Consider the following 15,133-nt stretch of genomic DNA (forward strand, 5'->3'; position numbering starts at 1 on the left):
GCGGGGGAAATCGGCCGGTCCGTGGAGCGGCGCAGCAGGCTCGTTGCAAAAGTGACAGAGCCGACCCACTCTGTACATCAACCCATGGACGAGGAGAGGGCAGGCGTGAGGTGTGAGTTGGAAAGACCCAGGGCGATGGGCGCCGACGAGCCTGGCTTCGCCATCCTTTCACGGCGTGGCCAGCTCCAGCCACTGGACGAGCGGTTGAGCGCCCAGCTGGGACTGGAGCGCCTGCCCGAGACCGTGGGCTCCGTGGCGGAGTTGATGGAGGGAGCGGGCTTCCACCTCCGAGAGGGCGGAGAGCTGTGGGAGCGCGAGGATCGTCTGCTGCGGGTGGGCGAGCGGCCCATGGGCGATGGCGCGCGGCTGGTGTGGGCCCAGCTCCAGGAGGACGACGCGACGCTCATCCACCGCCGGGTGCGCTACCTGGGCATGGCCTCGCATGATCTCCGGGGCGCGCTGGCCAACGTGCGCTCCTACGCGGCCCTGCTGCTCAACGGCCGCATCCCCCTGGAGGCCAAGGCCCGGCGCGGGTTGGAGACCATCCTGCGCAACACCGACAAGGCCCTGTCGTTCTCCCAGGACTTCTTCGACGCGAGCCGGGCGGACCTGGGCATGCTGGCGTGCGAGCGGGAGCGGCAGCCGCTCGAGCCCCTGCTCACCGCCGCGGTGGAGCGCCACCTGGAGGCGGCGGGCACGGCCAGCGTGGCGCTCGGCCTGGAGCTGCCGGGCGTTCCCCTGCCCGAGGTGGACGTGGACGCGGGGCGCGTCCAGCACGCCGTGGAGGCCTTCATCCGCCACCACCTGCTGCGCGCCCAGGCCGGGGAACAACTCCGGGTGCGGGTCCAGCCCCAAGGGCAATGGCTGCGCGTCGAGGTCCGGCGGGACGGAGTCCCGGTGCCGGACGAGGAGCTCGCCCTGGTGTTCGCCCGGGAGGAGCGCGCCTTCCGCGAGAAGAAGCTGGAGGATCCGCTGCGCCTGGCGCTCGCCCAGCAGGAAGTGGAGGCGCAGGGAGGCTCGGTGGGGGCGAGCAGCGATGCGGGCGGCACGACGCTCTACCTCATCCTGCCCGCCATGCTCGCCACCTCCGCGAGCGTCCAGGTGTAATCCAGGTGTAAGCACGCGGGTCTTGCTGGCGACCCACCCCGCATGGGGCTATCCTGTGGCGCCGGTTTGTGCCAAGGAGGGCGCGATGGGTCTGAAACCGATGGAGATTCTGTTGATCATGGGGGCGCTGCTCCTCCTCTTCGGAGGCTCGCGCCTGCCGCAGCTGGGCTCTTCCCTGGGGAGCGCCATCCGCAACTTCAAGCGGGGCTTCAGCGGTGAGGAGTCCGCGCCCGAGGAGAAGAAGTCCACGCCGACCTTCGCCGAGGGCTCCAATGGCGTGGACATGAAGGACGCCAACGCGCGCAGCGCCAGCCGTCAGGGCTGAGTCCTCCCGCGAACGTCGTGCGGCTCGCGCCCGTGCGCTTCCCTCAGACGAGGGGGCGACACGGGCGTCGTCGTTGGTTGCCCCGCCCTACTTGAGCTTCTCCTCGATGCGGGCCCGCACCGCCTTCGCCTGGGACTGGACGCGCTGGCCCTCGGCGGGGTCATACGCCACGCTGCCCTGGAAGACCTTGAGGATGGCCTCGTGTGCCTGCTTCTCCTCGCCCTGGGCCAGGAGCGTGTCGGCCAGGAACATCCACGCGCGCAGGTTGCCGGGATGCGCCGCGAGCACCTTCTGGTAGAGCGCGGCGGACTTCTTCAAGTCCCGCTTGGGCCAGGGCAGCTCGTAGTGGTAGCGCCCCTTGATCAGCAGCGGCGCGCCGAAGTCGTACTGGGGATCGAGCTTGATGGCCGTGTCCAGGCGCTCGTTGTACTTGCCCTCCAGCCCCTCGCCCAGCGCCGTGAGGATGCCCACCGCCTGCGAGTAGGAGCCAATGCCCGCAGCGGAGAAGTAGTGGCCCTCGACGCGCCCGGGCGCCGCCTTGCGCGCGCGATCTCCCATCTCCCAGGCCTGCTTGCCGAAGCTCTTCTTCACCTTGGAATCGGCGGCGCCATCCGCCTGCCACTGGAGGAGCCGGGCCGAGCGCCACAGCAGCTCGAAGTCCTCGGGGGCCGCCTGGAGCGCCTTGTTCAACGTCTCGCCCAGCTGCTTCACCACGGCACCGTCCGCCCGCTTCGCGTACAGCGCGTCCATGGCGGACAGCTCATCGGGGGTGGCGGCCAGCCCGGGCAGGGCCATCAACAGGACGAGGGCGAGGGCAATCGAGCGCATTCCCGTCGTGTTAGCACGCGATTTTCAAACGAGGAAGGCGGCCCCCGCGGTGCTTCAGGCACCTCGAGGACCGCCTCGGTGAGCTGTGAACATGGAACCCGCCCTCGTCAGGCGGCGTCGGCCGGGTTCATGGCGTCGACGAACTCTTCGTCCTGGTTGAAGGCCGCCAGGTAGCGCTCGAGGAAGTTCTTCGTCTTGAGCTCCACCTGCCGCACGCGCTCGCGCGACACGCCCCAGCGCTGGCCCAGCTCCTCGAGCGTGCGCGGTTTGTCCTGCGTGAGCCTCTCCTGGAGGATGTCCCAGCCCAGATCTCCAATGCGCTTGCGCACCTTGGCCAGGGCCTCCTGAACCTCCCCATCCTGCTCGCGCGACAGGAAGATGGCCTGGGGCGACGGCCCCGAGTCCTCCAGCCGATCCAGGAAGGTCGTCTCGCCTTCCTCGTCGATGCTCGCGTCGAGCGAGAAGTCCATCATGCTGCCGCGCTCGGCCTCGCCACCGCGCACCTGGCTGCGGTTGTCCTTGAGGTAGCGGGTGATGTAGGCGCGGATCCACCACACCGCGTAGGTGGCGAAGCGCACGTTCTTCTTCGGGTCGAAGTGCTCGATGGCCTTCATCAAGCCCACGTTGCCCTCCTGGATGAGGTCATCCAGACGAGCCCCGCGGTTGGCGAACTTCTTGGCCACCGCCACCACGAACGCCAGGTTGCTCGTGGCGAGCGTCTGCCGTGCCGCCTCATCGCCCTTGCGGGCACGCCCGGCCAGTTCGTACTCCTGCTCCCGGGTCAACTGCGTGTGCTCCCCGAGGTGACGCAGATAGTGCGAAAGGCCCTCGGCTCCGAACTTCATTGTCCTGGTTGCCATGATTTCGCGTCCTCCGTTGTCTTCACGATTCGGACGCGCCCACCCCCGTCTCCGCGTCCACTCTTGGAGTTAAGACGCACGACGGCCCGGAGGGTTTCTCGATTCCACGACAGGGAAGTATTTGTTCTGCTTACCCTGTCCACAAGTCGCACGACAATGTTCGCTCCAACGACTTGGAGTGAAACGAACCCACTCCTTCCATAGCGTCACGGCCGCCTGGGCGCTGGAAAGATCTTCTCCGGATTCAGGAGCCCTGAAGGGTCGAAGAATTCCTTCAGTCGGCGTTGCAGGGAGAGGACGCCCTCGGACTGCTCCATCGCCAGATATTCCCGCTTGGCGTGTCCCACACCATGCTCGCCTGTAATGGTGCCACCCATGGCGACGGTGATTTCCAACATCCTCTGGATGCCCTTCTCCACGAGCGCGCGCTGGTGCGGACCGTCGTAGAGCAGGTTGGCGTGGAGGTTGCCGTCTCCCGCGTGTCCGTAGGTGGCGACGAGCAGACCGAGTTCCTCGCCCATGTCCTTGAGGGCCCGGATGATGTCGGGAATCCGGGAGCGGGGAACGGCGATGTCCTCGGAAATCTTGTGGGGCCGCAGGGCCCGGAGGGCCGGGGAGACCAGGCGGCGTGCCGTCCACAGCCGCTCTCGTTGGGACTCGTCCTGGGCCACGAGCACCTCCCGCGCGCCCTCCCGCTCGCAGATCTCCCCGAGCCAGGTGAGCTCCGCGAACAGACCCTCCTCCACGTTGCCATCCACCTCGGCGATGACGGCCGCGCCCGCGCCCTCGGGGAAGGGAAAGCCGCGATGACGCACGGCGTGAAGGGCCGTGTCATCGAGGAGCTCCAACGTCCGGGGGAGGATTCCCGCCACCAGCACGGCGGTGATGGCGCGCGCGGCGGCGTACACCGAGTCGAAGACGACGAGGGCCGTCTTCACGTGTCGGGGCCGGGGCACGAGCTGGACGGTGATCTCCGTGGCCACCCCGAGCGTGCCCTCCGAGCCCACGAACAGGCCCACCAGGTCGTAGCCCGCCACGCCCTTGAGCGTGCGGCGGCCCACGTGCAGCACCTCGCCCGAGGGCAGCACCCACTCCAGGCCGATGATGTAGTCCCGGGTGACGCCGTACTTGAGCGCCCGCGGGCCTCCGGCGTTCTCCGCCACGTTGCCGCCCAGGGTGCAGAACTCCCAGGAGTTCGGGTCCGGGGGATAGAAGAGCCCCTGGGCCTCCACCGCCTTCATGAAGTCGCCGGTGATGACGCCCGGCTGCGCCACCGCCGTCATGTCCTCCACCGACACCGAGAGGATGCGGTTCATCCGCTCCAGGCTCACCGCCACGCCGCCTCGCAGGGGCAGCGAGCCTCCACTCTTGCCACTGCGCGCCCCACAGGGCGTGAAGGGCACACCGAGCGCCTGGCAGGTCCTGAAGACCGCGGACACCTGGGCCGTGTCCTCGGGAAACACCACGAGATCCGGCGGATAGACGCCCGAGTCGGACTCGTCCCGGGCATAGCGCTCCAGGGTGGGCGCGTCGCGGCGCACCTGGCCCTCGGACAGCACCGCCACCAGCGCCGCGTGGGCTCGATCCATCAGCGCGGGATCGGGTCTCGGAAAGGTACGCTCCGCGGGCAGGCTCATGCCGCTCCCTCCTTCATCGGCGCGGGAGCGCCAGGCGCGTCCACAACTCCCGGCGCATGGCTCCGTCCCGTCGCAACAAACCTTCATAGGCCTCCGCGTGCGTGCGCGCATCCCGCTGCCGGGCCCCCCGGATGCGCAGGCACGCCTGCTCCGCCTCGATGATGCAAGCGGTGGCGGGGCTGCCGAGCACGCGCGCCAATGACGCGGCCACCTCGCGCGCCATGTCCTCCTGGAGGATGAGCCGGTGCGCGAAGCAGTCCACCAGCGTGCCCAGCCGCCCGAAGCCCACCACCCACTTCGCCGGGACGTAGGCCACATGGGCCCGGCCCTCGACGGGCAGCAGGTGGTGCGGACACATGGACTGGAAGCGCAAGTCCGTCACCACCACCAGTTCCCCGGACGACCCCCGCGGCGCGCGGATCAACTCCCCCAGCGCCTCCTCGGGCGTCTGGGTGTAGCCGTCGAGGAACTCCGTCGCCCACGCCTCCGCCACCCGCTCCGGCGTCTCGTGGAGGTTGGGATCCGCCTCCTGGGAGAGGCCCGCCGCGCGCAGGAAGTCCTGGATGGCCACGGCCATGGCGGCCCGATCCGGCTTCACGACCCGCGCTCCCTCCTTCGTGACTCGGCGATTTCCCACGGGCACACCTCCTGAGTATTCCTTGGACCCCATCACGGCAGCGGGTGCAACCTATAGCGATAGCGAAGCCCGCGTGGGATCTTCCGGGAAGACCCGTCCCCGGAATGAAGAGCCCTTCCCGCCGTTCACCCTCCCACCCTTGACACGCTCCGGGCGCGTCAGTAGAGCCCTGAGATCCCCTGGTCCATGCGTTCCCGAGCCCATACCGCTGGTCCCCTCATCGCGCCCCTGCTGGTGGTGCTCTGGGTACTCCAGTCGGTGCTCGCCCTCACGCACGTCCAGGGACACTCGCACCGCTACTGCGCGGTGCATGGCGCCTTCGAGGAGGCCCCTTCCAGCGGGAGTTCCGCACGCTCGGTGCGCTTCCAGGAAGAACGAGCGGTGGAGCGGCAGGCGTCCGTGCCCGAAGGCGCGCTGCGCCATGAGGCGTGCGACTTCCTCTCCTCCAACGAGCGCCCCCAGTGGGCCGGAAGCCCCACGCCCGAGGCGTCCCTCGTCGCGACATGCCTCGAGGTGAACCCGCTCGTCACCGAGTCGCCCCGAGCGCTGTCCTCGCTGTCCGTGCTCGACCTGGCGCCCAAGGTGTCTCCTCCGGCGCGCGCCTAGCCGCGTCGAAGTGAGGTCTTGGGTCGACGTCCGCCCCCCGGGCGACGTCCTGGTTCGAGGAGTTGCACGTGTCCCTTCCGTCGTGCCGGCTCGCCGGCATCATCACCTGTCTGTCGTTGTCCCTCCCGCTGTCCGCGTCCGCGCAGTCCGCGCAGGACCCGGCCGCGCCTGCCCCTTCTTCCCCTCAAACCGTTCCTCCCGCCGAGGAGCCGGGGCTGTCCGCCGACGACTTGAAGGACATCGAGTCGGCGCTCGGCCAGGACGCCGCCGACGCCACCCAGGCGGGCGCGCCCTCCGCCGCGACCACGCCCGCCTCCAGCTCCAACCCCAGTGGGGTGGTGATCAGCCCGAGCAACATCAACTTCCGCGGACTGGAGCTGTCCTTCATCCTCGACGTGGCGGGGGCCGCCTTCAGCGCGAAGGAGCCCCTGCAGTCGGGCGGGCATGATCCCACCGCCAACGGCTTCAACCTCCAGCAGTTGGAGATGTCGTTGAACACAGCGGTGGATCCCTACTTCCGCTTCACCGGCAACATCGTCTTCAGCCAGTTCGGCGTCGAGGTGGAGGAGGCCTACGCCGCCACCACCGCCCTGCCCGCCAACCTCCAGCTGCGCGCCGGCCAGTTCCTCACCCTCTTCGGCCGGCTCAACTCCACCCACCCGCATAGCTGGGACTTCGTGGACCAGCCCTTCGCGCTCGGCCGTGTCTTCGGCGGTGAAGGCAACCGTGGCCTCGGCGTGGAGGCCTCCTGGCTCGCGCCGCTGCCCTGGTTCCTGGAAGTCGTCGGCTCCGTCACCGATGCCAGCGGCGGGAGCACCGCGCGCAGCTTCCTCGGCGCCGGGGGCGGAGGGGTCCGCTCACCACTCGACTTCCAGTTCACCGGCGCGGTGAAGCAGTTCTTCCCGCTGAGGGATGAGCTTTCGCTCGTCTGGGGCCTGTCCGCCGCCGATGGGCCCACCCCCACCGGCTACCGCAACCGCGCCGACGTGTTCGGCACCGACGTGTACCTCAAGTACCGGCCCCTCGCCGGAGGCAGCTCCACCATCGTGGCCCTCCAGGGCGAGCTGTTCTACCGGCGCCGGCAGGTGCCCCAGGACGTCCTTTCGGACCTCAGCGGCTACGGCCAGGTCCTCTGGCGCTTCTCCCAGCGCTGGGCCGCCGCCGGCCGCTACGAGTTCGGCACGCCCGCGCGTGACCTCGAGGGCGCCATCGCCAACGACGCGCTCGACCCCGACTGGACCGCCAACCGCCAGCGCATCTCGGCCAACGTCACCTTCTGGCCCACCGAGTTCTCGCGCCTGCGTCTGCAAGCCGCCACGGATCTCGTCGGCTGGCGGGAGCAGCCAGACACCTCGGTCTTCCTCGCACTCGAAGTGGTGATGGGCGCGCACGGCGCTCACGCCTTCTGAATCCCCTTCCCGCACTGGAGCCTCCGATGAGCCCCTTCCGATTCCTCGCGGCCCTGAGCGCCGCCCTCTGCTGCCTGCTGTCCCTTCCCGCCCGCGCCGACCTGAAGGTGGTCGCCACGCTGCCCGACCTCGCCGCGCTCGCCAAGGCCGTGGGCGGCGAGCACGTCCAGGTCACCGCCATGGCGCTGTCCACCCAGGATCCCCACTTCGTGGACGCCCGGCCCAACCTGGCGCTCGAGCTCAACCGCGCCGATCTGCTGCTCTCCATCGGCCTGGAGCTGGAGGTCGGCTGGTTGCCCACGCTCCAGAATGGCGCGCGCAATCAGCGCATCCTCACCAGCGGCCCCGGCTTCCTGGACGTGTCCCAGTTCGTCACGAGCAAGCGCGAGGTACCCCAGACGCCCACGGACCGCAGCAATGGTGACGTGCACCCGGGCGGCAACCCGCACTACCTCTATGATCCGAACATCGGCCTCGTGGTCGCCCAGGGGATCGCCGAGAAGATGATCGCCCTGGACGCCAAGAACGCGGAGGCCTACCGCGCCAACCTGGCGAAGTTCTCCGACGAGCTGAAGAAGGCCCTCCCCGGTTGGGAGCAGCGGCTGGCCGGACTCAAGGGCACGCCCGTCGTCGCCTACCACCGGACCACGGCCTATCTGTCCGCGTGGCTGGGCTTCGACACCATCGCCTACCTCGAGCCCAAGCCCGGCATCCCGCCCACGCCCGCCCACGTGGCCCAGGTGCTCGCGCAGGCCCGCCAGCGCAAGGCGCGCATGGTGCTGCGCGAGGAGTACTACCCCGCCAGCACCTCCAAGCTGGTGGCGGACAAAATCCCCGCCCCCCTCGTCGTCCTCCCGGGCGGCACCAACTTCCGCGGCGGGGAGACGTACCTCCAGCACATCGAGGACGTGGTGAGCCGGCTGGAGAAGGGCCTGAAGGGTCAGGGGAGCTGAATCATGCGCCGCTCCCTCCTCTTCGTTTGGGGCCTCGCCCTGGGTGGCTGCGCCTGGGAGCCCGGCCAGGGCTTCGCCGTCGTCGAGCCCTCCGTGCGCGTCGCCTACGCGCCCCTCTCTTCCCGCGCCGCGAGCGACGGCTACCAACGCTTGAGCTCGGACTACCAGGTGCGCCTGGACTCGGCCTCGATGCGGCTGTCCGGCATCGAGCTGCTCGCCAGCGCCTCGGGGTCGGGCTCGGGCGGGACGTTCGACCCGGCCCGTCCGCCTCCGGGCTACTCGCTGTGCCACGGCGGCCACTGCCACCGCGACGACGGCGCCCTCATCCCCTATGAGCAGATAGCCGCGGAGATGGGGGGCGGAGGCGGCTCGAGTGCCGTGGTGACGCTCGCCACGGAAGGACCGCTGGATCTGCTCGCCCCCGAGACGCGCGCGCTGGGGTGCTCCCCCGAGTGCGCGCTGCCGCAGACCCAGGTGTCCCAGGGCCGCTGGTCCGTGGCGGCCTTGCGGCTCGTGGGCACCGTGCGCGACTCGCGCGTCCCCGCGCGCTTCCAGGGCGAGCGCGCCTTCGTGCTGGAGCTTCCCACCGGTACGACCACGGACGCTCCCGTGGCGATCCTCACCGGCGCGGTAGACCTGCCCTCGGACCGTACGACCCCGCCCGAGGCGAAGCTGCACCTGGACCTGGTGCTCACGGCCGCGCTGTTCGATCCGGTGGACTGGGGCGCGCTCGTGAAGGACGACCGGATAGAATTCGACAACAACGCACGCACTGCCCTGGTGGAGCGGCTGTCCCAGCTCAAGCCCCAAGCGGAGGTGTCCCGTGGAGAATGAGCCCGTGGTGGCGGAACACGAGCACTCGCACCCGCACGAGCACTCGAAGGACGTGATCCTCTGCTGCGAGGATCTGGTGATCGGCTACGACGGCAAGCCGATGCTGCCGCCCGTGGACTTCCAGGTGCGCCGGGGCACCTTCCTGGCGGTCATCGGCCGCAACGGCTCGGGCAAGAGCACGTGGTTCAAGACGTTGCTGGGCCTCCTGCCACCGGTGTCCGGCCGGGTGTACCGCTCCAGCCCGCACGTGAAGAGCGCGTACGTGCCGCAGACCTCGGGCATCGACGCGCTGCTGCCCGTGCGCGCGGGGGAGCTGGTGCGCTGGGGGCGGATGTCCGGGTGGAACTTCCTGTGGCCCTTTGGCGCGCGGGGGGACAAGCGCGCGGTGGAGCAGGCGCTGGACACCGCCGGGGCCCTGCCCATTGCCCACCGCCCCTACCGCGAGCTGTCCGAGGGACAGAAGCAGCGCGCCCTGCTCGCGCGCGTGCTCGCCACCCAGGCGGACCTGGTGCTGCTCGACGAGCCCACGGCCGCCATGGACGCCGTGGCCGAGCGCGAGACGATGAAGCGCCTGGCGGAGCTGGCGCATGAGCATGGGCTCGCGGTGGTGGTGGTGAGTCACGACCTGCGCGTGGCCGCCGAGTCCGCCGATCAGCTCCTCTTCGTGGATCGGGAGACCAAGTCCGTGGTCCTGGGCGACGCGGACACGGTCTTCTGCCATCCTGCCTTCCGCCGCCAGTACGGCGACGAGTACTGCCCCCGTCATCCGCCCTCAGGACATCCTCGTGGACCCACAGTCGGTTAGTCCCTCCTCCTGGGCCCAGTTCTGGGACGCCTACGAGCTGTTCCGCGATCCCATGCTGTGCGCGCTCATCGCCGGGAGCGTGCTCGGCTTCCTGGGTGTCTACGTGGTGCTGCGGCGCATGGTGTTCGTCAGCGCCGCGGTGACGCAGTCGGCGGGCCTGGGCGTGGCGCTCGCCTTCTATGTGGAGATCCACCTGGGCCTGCACGTGGACCCCACGGTGGGCGCGGTGGCGCTCGCGCTCGTGGCCACCATGCTGTTGATGATGGACCCGGCGCGGCTGCGGCTCACGCGCGAAAGCCTGCTGGGCCTGGCCTATGCGTTCACCGGCGGCGCGGCCATCCTCGTGGGCGACCGCATCTCCCAGGAGGCCCATGACATCCAGGGCATTCTCTTCGGCACGGCGGTGCTCGTGGAGCGCCCCCAACTGCTCGCGGTCGCGTGGGCGGGTGGCCTCATCCTCTTCATCCACCTGTGGTGGTTCCGCGGCCTCACCTTCGCGAGCTTCGATCGCATCGGCGCGCACGTGCAGGGATTGCCGGTGCGCATGCTCGACGCGGTGTTGATGATCTCCATCGGCCTGATGGTGGGCGTGTCGGCGCGGGCGCTCGGCGCGCTGCCGGTGTTCGCCTTCTCCATCCTCTCGGCGCTCGCCGCGCTGATGTTGGATCTGCGCCTGCCGTGGACCTTCCTGTTGTCCACGCTCGCGGGTGCCATCTCGGGCCTGGGCGGCTACCTCTTCGCCTACTTCTACAACTTCCCCGTGGGCGGCTCGCAGACGGTGCTCGCGACCGCGATCGTGGCGCTGGCCTTCGGGGTGCGCGGCGTGAAGCAGTTCGTCACCCGCTCCCGGGCCTGAGGCCAGGGGCGCTCAGCGCACCGCGGCGGAGATCTTCTTGAACTCGGGGGCGTCCGCGCTCCCGAGCAGATCGAAGAGCGCCAGCTCCACGGTGAGCAGGCGAGCGCCCGCTTCACGGCACGCCTCCAGGCCCACGCGCCGGTCCTCGGGATGGCGTGACAGCACCGCGTCCGAGCAGACGAACGGTGTGAAGCCCCGCTCGATCAGCGCGCGTACCGTCTGGAAGACACACACGTGGGTCTCCATGCCCACGACCAGCACCTGCTCGCGGGCGACGAGCCCCGTCAGCACCTCGGGCACGCAGGCGCTGAATTCCCGCTTCTCCACGGGGGAGATGTCCCCCAGGCGCGCCTTCACCAGCGCGTGCGTGGGCCCCAGGCCCTTGGGGTACTGTTCGGTGACGAGCACGGGCAGTTGCAGCGCCCGAGCGCCCTCGATGGCGGCGTTGACTCGGTTGAGCATCCGTTCGAGCGCGTCCTGCGCCATGGCGCCGCACAGCCGCTCCTGGACGTCGACGACGAGGAGCGAGGTTCGATCCCTCTGGAGCCGGAAGGTAGGCATGGGCCGTGTCTCTCCGAGCCCCTCCCAATCGTCAAGCACCCCGAGATTCAAGGGCCGGGTGATTGACGACCCCCGGACGCGTGACCAATGTCGCGGAGATGAAGGGACACGCCCGCCAACTGATGACCGCGCCCGTGAAGTCCGTCGCCCTGGACACTCCGCTCTCGGAGATCGCCCTGCTGCTGGCCGATGCCCACATCGCCGGCACCCCGGTGACGGACGACGAGGGCCGCGTGCTGGGCATCATCAGCGAGCCCGACATCCTCAATGCCCTCCTGGCGGACCAGCCGCTGGACACCACGGCGCGCGAGCTGATGACCTCGCCCGTACACACGGTGAACGAGTTCGAGACCACCGATGAGGTGATGGCGCTCTTTCGCAAGCACGGCGTGCACCACCTGCCCGTGGTGCGTGAGGAGCAACTGCTGGGCATCATCACGCCCGCGGACGTCATCCGCTACCTCGCGCGAGACCTCGACGAGCCGCCCCGGGTGGGTTGAGGGCGAGACAGCCGGGGGCCCTCGCGGTATGGGAGGGCGCGATGAGCGAACCTCTGCGACTGGATGACTGGGGCGGCGCGGGCCCCGTGCTGCACTTCGCGCATGCCAATGGCTTCCCGCCGGGCAGCTACCGCAAGTTCCTCCAGACGCTCACGCCCCGCACGCACGTGCTCACCCAGCAGAGCCGCTGGCTCGTGCCGGGAATGCATCCCCGGTCCCTGCGCAACTGGGAAGACCTGGCCGACGATCTCGCCGGGGCCCTGCTCGCCCGGGGGCTGTCGGGCGTGGTCGGCGTGGGGCACAGCATGGGCGGCGTGGCCACGATGATCGCCGCGGCGAAGCACCCGGGGCTCTTCCGGGGCGTGGTGATGCTGGATCCCGTGCTGTTCACGGGTGGACCCGCCCTGTTCTTCCAGGTGATCGGCCTGCTCGGACTGGCCGGCCGCGTGCCTCCGGCGAGCCTCGCCCACCGGCGCCGAGAGCGGTGGAACTCGCGCGAGGAGGCCGCCACGAGCTACCGCAAGAAGGCGCTCTTCCGGCACTTCGATCCCGACTGCTTCCAGGACTACCTCACCCATGGCCTCACGGACGCGCCCGGCGGAGGAATGCGGCTCACCATCCCCACGGCCTGGGAGGCGCGCGTCTTCGAGACCGCGCCCCACTCCCCGTGGCGCTGGCTGCGCGAGGTGAAGGTGCCGATGCTCGTGCTGCGCGCCCAGGACTCGGACACGCTCACCCCCGCGGCCCTGGCCCGGGTGCGCCGCACGCGCCCCGACGCCGAGACCGGGGAGATGCCCGGCACCCACCTCTTCCCGCTGGAACGGCCCGAGGCGTGCGGCCAGCGCCTCCAGGCCTTCCTCGACAGGGTGGGTGTGCCCTCCCCGGCCTGAGCACGCGGCTCAGCACGAGGCGTTGGCGGCTTCTCCCCCACCGAGCTCCACCCGCTCCGAGCGGAAGAGCCGGGCGCGTTGGATCTCCGACAGGTGGGCATCCGCGCCCCGCCAGCACTCCAGACACGAGGCGAGGGCCCGGGCCGCCGCGTCGCGCTCTCCCCGGGCGACGTGTACCTCGGCCAGCAGGAGCCAGGCATGTCCGCTGCCGGGCCGCTCCTTCACGAGCGACTCGGCCAGATCGACGGCCCTGTCCGCGCGGCCGGCGCGGATCCGGGCGCGGACGAGCGTCTCGCGGGCCTGACGGGAGAAGGGAGCGGGGCCCGCTCCGCGCAGCCGGCGCTCCAGGCGCATGGCGCGGATGAGCGTGGCCTCGGCGCGGGCGGGATCTCCCTGCCGGGACTCCAGCGCGCCGCGCAGCTCGCACCCGGCCAGTTCCACCACCCGGGCGACATCGCGCGGGCACAGCAGGCGGCCATCTCCCTTGCGCTCCTCCGCGAGCGACAGGCTCAGCGCGTCGAGCGCCTCGCACGTGCGCTCCGCCTCGGTGAGCTTACCCATCTCCAGGGCGCGCAGGCCGCGGGCATACGTCTCCATGCCGCGCAGCAGCACCTGCTCGGCCGGGCGCGAGCCCTCGGGCAGCTCCACGCGCAGCTCCGCCGCCGCGCGCCAGAAACCGAAGCGCAGGTGCAGGCCAGAGAGCGCGCCCGCGGCGAACACGAGCGACTGACCGAGCCGCGGCGTCACGTCTTCCACCCGGGCCCGCAGGCGGCGCGCCCACCCCTGGGCCTCGCCGTAGCGCCCCGCGTCGGCGCACGCCTGGACGAGCAGGCGCAGCGCCTGGCCCGCCACGGACGCGCCGGAGCCGGGGATGCCCTCCTGCTGGAGCCAGGCGTCCTCCATCGCCACCGCCGCCTCCAGCGTCTCGCGGGCGTCGTGGGTGTGGCCGGTGCGCAGCAGGAGCCGGCCGGCGCTCAACAGGGCCGTGCCCACCTGGGGAACGAGCAGGCGCAGGCGGCGCGCGCTCTCCACCGCCTCACCGGGGCGCGCGCTCTCCTCCATCAACTGCACCCAGGCATGGTGCACCCCTTCGTGGTGCGGGTGCGTGCGCAGCAGCTCGCGCACGAGCGCCTGCGCATAGGGCTGGCCCGGCCCGGGACGCCCATCCGGCTCGTACCCGTCCGCGAGGAAGCCCGCGAGCAGCAGCCGGGCCTCGGCGTCCTCGGGGAAGCGATCGATGAGGCCCTCCATCTCGCGCACGAAACCATGGCGGCCGTTGGCGGGGCCCTTGTCGGCCAGGAAGGTGGCCGCGACGATGTAGCGCTGCTCCGCGTCCGTCACGCCCTCGCTGAGCGCGAGTGCCCGGTGGATGGCCTCCGCGCGCGCCGTGGCGCACCGGGCACCGGCCCCTCGAGTCAGGGCCAGACCCCACCAGGCCATGGCCAGCTCTGGATCCCTCCGCGCGGCCTCCGCGAAGGCCCGCCGCGACTCGCTCCGCCAGCCCAGGTGCAACAGGCGCAGCCCTTGATCGAACCAGGCCTGGGCCAGGGGCTCGCGGGTGCTCACCGGGATGTGCGCGCGCCCCAGGCCCTCGCGAAGGCGGGGGGCGGGCAGCTCCAGATCTGGAAGCTCGTCCCAGGGGGAGATGGGGAAGAGAGCGGGTTCCTCGGCTCGAAGGTATCGCGCCAACATGGTGTTTCTCCTCACACCCCGGCGAGCGGGGTCAACGATGCGTTCACGACCGGGCGATCCAGCCCGTCCACCTTCGCGGCGAACCGCCGCCACGCCGCCGCCAACCCCTCCCCGGGCACCGACGGCGCCTTGCGCAGCGCCGCGATGCACTCCCGCCGCCACTCGGGACCCAACAGCGTCCCCACCCACTCCTCGTGTCCGGCCAGCCACCGCGCGACCGCCACCACCGCGCCGCGCGCGAGCGAGCACTCGTCCGGAGTGCCCGGCACGCGAGGGACACCGAGGTCCATCGAGTTGAAGAGCGGGCGTTCCAAGCGCCGCTCGTCCACCAGGAGGGGGGTGAAACCGGAGCGCGGGACATAGACGCAGCCCCCCGCGCTCCGGCACAGCACGCCAAAGCCCCACAACGTGAGGGCCCCTCCTCCATCCAGCGCGGTGGCGTAGGCGCTGGTGCCCTGCTGCCCCGCCGGGAGGCGCTCGCGGGAGAGGCCCCGGCGCAGCAGCAGGTTGTCCGGGTGGAGCACGTCCCGCCCGAGGCACCACATGGAGAGGTCGAACAACGGTTCGCCCTCGCGCCGCACGTCGTGCGGCAGTGCGCAGAGAGAAGAAGAAGAGGAGCCCATGGGGAGTGTC

At 70.6% G+C, this 15,133-nt stretch carries 17 protein-coding genes; 10 read left to right on the forward strand and 7 right to left on the reverse strand.

All coding sequences use genetic code 11. From position 1 onward, the window contains the following. Window positions 1-135: 135 nt before the first annotated feature. Window positions 136-1,107 carry a sensor histidine kinase gene (locus tag F0U63_RS32400; RefSeq protein WP_395835878.1) on the forward strand — a complete coding sequence of 324 codons (972 nt, stop codon included), beginning with the start codon at window positions 136-138 and terminating at the stop codon, window positions 1,105-1,107. Between the two features lie 85 nt (window positions 1,108-1,192). Further along, window positions 1,193-1,432, forward strand: a complete 240-nt coding sequence (locus F0U63_RS32405) for a twin-arginine translocase TatA/TatE family subunit (RefSeq protein ID WP_395835880.1) — start codon at window positions 1,193-1,195, stop codon at window positions 1,430-1,432. 87 nt (window positions 1,433-1,519) lie between these two features. Here the strand turns inward: F0U63_RS32405 and F0U63_RS32410 are convergent, their stop codons facing one another. The 4 genes from F0U63_RS32410 to folE all read right to left on the reverse strand — a co-directional run bounded on the left by F0U63_RS32410 (window position 1,520) and on the right by folE (window position 5,355). Then, entirely contained in the window at window positions 1,520-2,260 is a 741-nt protein-coding gene (locus F0U63_RS32410; RefSeq protein ID WP_395835882.1) for a tetratricopeptide repeat protein, read from the reverse strand. Window positions 2,261-2,367: 107 nt separating this feature from the next. After that, on the reverse strand, window positions 2,368-3,120 hold the full coding sequence (locus F0U63_RS32415; RefSeq protein ID WP_395835884.1) for an RNA polymerase sigma factor RpoD/SigA: 753 nt from the start codon (window positions 3,118-3,120) through the stop codon (window positions 2,368-2,370). A gap of 206 nt (window positions 3,121-3,326) precedes the next feature. Then, window positions 3,327-4,757 carry an FAD-binding oxidoreductase gene (locus F0U63_RS32420; protein ID WP_395835886.1) on the reverse strand — a complete coding sequence of 477 codons (1,431 nt, stop codon included), beginning with the start codon at window positions 4,755-4,757 and terminating at the stop codon, window positions 3,327-3,329. A gap of 13 nt (window positions 4,758-4,770) precedes the next feature. Beyond that, window positions 4,771-5,355 (reverse strand): GTP cyclohydrolase I, encoded by a 585-nt coding sequence (gene folE, locus F0U63_RS32425; protein ID WP_395835888.1) that lies wholly within the window; start codon window positions 5,353-5,355, stop codon window positions 4,771-4,773. Window positions 5,356-5,580: 225 nt separating this feature from the next. Between folE and F0U63_RS32430 the strand changes: the two genes are divergently transcribed. From F0U63_RS32430 to F0U63_RS32455, 6 genes are all read left to right on the forward strand, one after another. Then, on the forward strand, window positions 5,581-6,000 hold the full coding sequence (locus tag F0U63_RS32430; protein ID WP_395835890.1) for a hypothetical protein: 420 nt from the start codon (window positions 5,581-5,583) through the stop codon (window positions 5,998-6,000). Between the two features lie 68 nt (window positions 6,001-6,068). Continuing rightward, entirely contained in the window at window positions 6,069-7,409 is a 1,341-nt protein-coding gene (locus tag F0U63_RS32435) for a zinc-regulated TonB-dependent outer membrane receptor (protein ID WP_395835892.1), read from the forward strand. Window positions 7,410-7,435: 26 nt separating this feature from the next. Further along, the gene (locus F0U63_RS32440) at window positions 7,436-8,362 is read left to right on the forward strand and encodes a metal ABC transporter substrate-binding protein (protein ID WP_395835894.1); all 927 of its coding nucleotides are present in this window, start codon (window positions 7,436-7,438) and stop codon (window positions 8,360-8,362) included. 3 nt (window positions 8,363-8,365) lie between these two features. Next, window positions 8,366-9,196: a hypothetical protein gene (locus tag F0U63_RS32445; protein ID WP_395835896.1), complete on the forward strand. Its 831-nt coding sequence runs from the start codon at window positions 8,366-8,368 to the stop codon at window positions 9,194-9,196. 4 nt (window positions 9,197-9,200) lie between these two features. Further along, complete coding sequence (locus F0U63_RS32450) at window positions 9,201-10,001, forward strand: metal ABC transporter ATP-binding protein (RefSeq protein WP_395848461.1); 801 nt, start codon at window positions 9,201-9,203, stop codon at window positions 9,999-10,001. Next, window positions 9,982-10,857 carry a metal ABC transporter permease gene (locus F0U63_RS32455; RefSeq protein WP_395835898.1) on the forward strand — a complete coding sequence of 292 codons (876 nt, stop codon included), beginning with the start codon at window positions 9,982-9,984 and terminating at the stop codon, window positions 10,855-10,857. Before F0U63_RS32450 ends, F0U63_RS32455 begins: the two co-directional genes overlap by 20 nt. A 12-nt stretch (window positions 10,858-10,869) precedes the next feature. Here the strand turns inward: F0U63_RS32455 and F0U63_RS32460 are convergent, their stop codons facing one another. Further along, entirely contained in the window at window positions 10,870-11,418 is a 549-nt protein-coding gene (locus F0U63_RS32460) for an isochorismatase family protein (RefSeq protein ID WP_395835900.1), read from the reverse strand. Window positions 11,419-11,480: 62 nt separating this feature from the next. Here F0U63_RS32460 and F0U63_RS32465 point away from each other — a divergent pair, with 62 nt between their 5' ends. Then, on the forward strand, window positions 11,481-11,918 hold the full coding sequence (locus F0U63_RS32465) for a cyclic nucleotide-binding/CBS domain-containing protein (protein WP_395835902.1): 438 nt from the start codon (window positions 11,481-11,483) through the stop codon (window positions 11,916-11,918). 41 nt (window positions 11,919-11,959) lie between these two features. Next, window positions 11,960-12,808 carry an alpha/beta fold hydrolase gene (locus F0U63_RS32470; protein WP_395835904.1) on the forward strand — a complete coding sequence of 283 codons (849 nt, stop codon included), beginning with the start codon at window positions 11,960-11,962 and terminating at the stop codon, window positions 12,806-12,808. 9 nt (window positions 12,809-12,817) lie between these two features. Here the strand turns inward: F0U63_RS32470 and F0U63_RS32475 are convergent, their stop codons facing one another. Further along, entirely contained in the window at window positions 12,818-14,500 is a 1,683-nt protein-coding gene (locus F0U63_RS32475) for a tetratricopeptide repeat protein (protein ID WP_395835906.1), read from the reverse strand. An 11-nt stretch (window positions 14,501-14,511) separates the two neighbouring features. Continuing rightward, entirely contained in the window at window positions 14,512-15,123 is a 612-nt protein-coding gene (locus F0U63_RS32480; RefSeq protein ID WP_395835908.1) for a hypothetical protein, read from the reverse strand. Between the last annotated feature and the right edge of the window lie 10 nt (window positions 15,124-15,133).

It is taken from the genome of Cystobacter fuscus (assembly GCF_044360685.1).
Lineage (GTDB): Bacteria > Myxococcota > Myxococcia > Myxococcales > Myxococcaceae > Cystobacter > Cystobacter fuscus_C.